The sequence below is a fragment of the Algoriphagus sp. NF genome (assembly GCF_028823735.1).
Taxonomy (GTDB): domain Bacteria; phylum Bacteroidota; class Bacteroidia; order Cytophagales; family Cyclobacteriaceae; genus Algoriphagus; species Algoriphagus marincola.
Genome location: NZ_JAPEIB010000087.1, coordinates 1 through 2,047, shown reverse-complemented (window position 1 = coordinate 2,047; position 2,047 = coordinate 1). Strand labels below are relative to the sequence as shown.

At 39.5% G+C, this 2,047-nt stretch carries 3 protein-coding genes; 1 reads left to right on the top strand and 2 read right to left on the bottom strand.

Annotated features, from left to right (window positions below):
• Nucleotides 1-42 precede the first annotated feature (42 nt).
• Together OU792_RS18405 and OU792_RS18400 are read right to left on the bottom strand one after the other, a co-directional pair.
• Nucleotides 43-477, bottom strand: a complete 435-nt coding sequence (locus OU792_RS18405) for a hypothetical protein (protein ID WP_274671037.1) — start codon at nucleotides 475-477, stop codon at nucleotides 43-45.
• 162 nt (nucleotides 478-639) lie between these two features.
• Nucleotides 640-1,110, bottom strand: a complete 471-nt coding sequence (locus tag OU792_RS18400) for a JAB domain-containing protein (RefSeq protein ID WP_274671036.1) — start codon at nucleotides 1,108-1,110, stop codon at nucleotides 640-642.
• A gap of 316 nt (nucleotides 1,111-1,426) precedes the next feature.
• Between OU792_RS18400 and OU792_RS18395 the strand changes: the two genes are divergently transcribed.
• Complete coding sequence (locus tag OU792_RS18395; protein ID WP_274671035.1) at nucleotides 1,427-1,696, top strand: hypothetical protein; 270 nt, start codon at nucleotides 1,427-1,429, stop codon at nucleotides 1,694-1,696.
• Nucleotides 1,697-2,047 lie beyond the last annotated feature (351 nt).

Genomic DNA, 2,047 nt, shown 5'->3' with positions numbered 1-2,047 from the left:
CATTATTTTGCAGTCAGGCCGATGTTGTCGTGCCGATCCCATTTATTTTTTCATCCATTTATGGATGTCAACCGCAAGTTCCCCATATGATTCTTTTGGACCTGTCGTTGACTCATCTTCAAACCATCGCAGAAATTCCTGATAAATCAAGTCATGAACTTGTTGTTCGGTCATGTCTTTGTCTAACTGAACAATAATCGTTTTTATTTCTGGTTCATATTCGTCTTCTGGTGCTCCAATTTTCAGAAGTCCGATTGGGTCATGCTGATTTATGATTGAGCTGAGTTCCAAAAATCTATCGCCATGACTTGATTTTACTGAGTCTAAGTCGAGGACGAGCAGTGCATCTTTCATTGATTCTGCATATTGTCTGTCAAAGTTTTCTAGTGCCTCTGGGTCAGACATTTTCGTTTTATGATCCGTTTTGCAACTAGTTAAAAGACTAACACCTGTTAAAAATATCAGTATGTTTTTCATTTGTCCAATGTCTTTTTTCGCATGCTCACCAACAACCATTTAAATCTAACCCAAAACCCTAGTTTCATATATTTCTGCTTTTTGTGGAGCAGGTCTTCCAGCTGTTTTTTGTTTCAAATTAACCGATTCGGTGATTTTATCAAATAGAACAGAAAAAGGAAGCTAAAGCTCCCCTTCATCTGCAAAAGAAAAGTACCCTTCTGAACTTAGAATCACATGATCAACAATCGGCAGATCCAAAGCTCGACCGATTTCTACCAGTCTTCTAGTAAGTCTTCTATCCTGTTCGGAAGGTTGGAGATTTCCACTAGGATGGTTATGACATAGGATTAAGGATGATGCGTTCGCTTTCAATCCGGCAGCAAAGACTAATTTAGGATCTACAACAGTTGCCGAGGTTCCGCCAGTACTGATGGTACAGATACCTAACACACGGTTTCCTCTGCTCAGTAACATCACTTGAAACTGTTCGACATATTCCAGAGCATCGGAATTCCAGAATTTCAACAAGACATCATAAACTTGCCTGGAACAAGTAACTTTTGGACGTTGGCTTGCCTTGATTTTTGGTCGATAAGCCAGTGTAATTTCTGCGACTTCATTAAAGTGGAATGATTGAGTTAAAGCTTCCATAATTTTTTGAGTTTTGTGAAACATGAATTATGGAATGACCTCAGCCCTGTTCCGAACAAGGCCAAGAGGAAAAGGAATAAACCAGCTGAGAATTGCGGGCGAGCTTTATGCCGGAAGCTCTTGGCCGCCCCGAGGATAAAGGGCTAACTTATTCCGGAATTCGAGGTCACCTATCTCCTTCTTTTTTAAAAATCGAAAAGTGTTATAAACTCGAATCCATTTTCCGGACTAGGTAATTCTGAATATGCCACGGGAAAGAGCTAAGATTATGAAATGCTGGTCGATGAAATTTTAAGCAAATTAAACTGACAGAACAATGGCTGAGAAGGTAAATGATCCAAGTAAGGGCAATAAAAACCTTGGCACGAAACAGCGTGGTCTAGGAATGCTGTTCAACTTTGAACTTGAACTTCAGCAAAAAGAAAAAGTATCCAACAAAGAGTTTGCCACCGAAGATGTCAAGATCTACTCCCTCCGGATTCCTTCGGCCATGTTCGATAAGCTAAAATATGCGATCGGTAGGGAGACCAAGGCATCCATGAGGGATATGATTTTGACTGCTATTTCGAAGCATTATGACATTTAACGTTCGCATATAAAGCGTGCCTGCAGACCAAATTAATAATTAATCATCAAACTCTGCCGGCATGATTTATACGCATTGTTATAACTCGTTGATAATCGAGTATAAATTCAATCTCAGATCAGAAAATTATCCATTTTCCACCGAGAAGGGAAATATGGTAAGCACCCAAACAATTGAGTAAGGGATCAAGTCAAATAAAACTTCAAATCCCATTACCTAAACGGCAATAGGTTTCACTCTTGTCTAAGCCAAATTATCCCGGATGCTATGCTTCACAGTATTTAAAGTTCCTGCTTTGAGATCTTTCTGAAAGACTATCTACAAAAAACAGGCATTCACTGCAAAACCTGC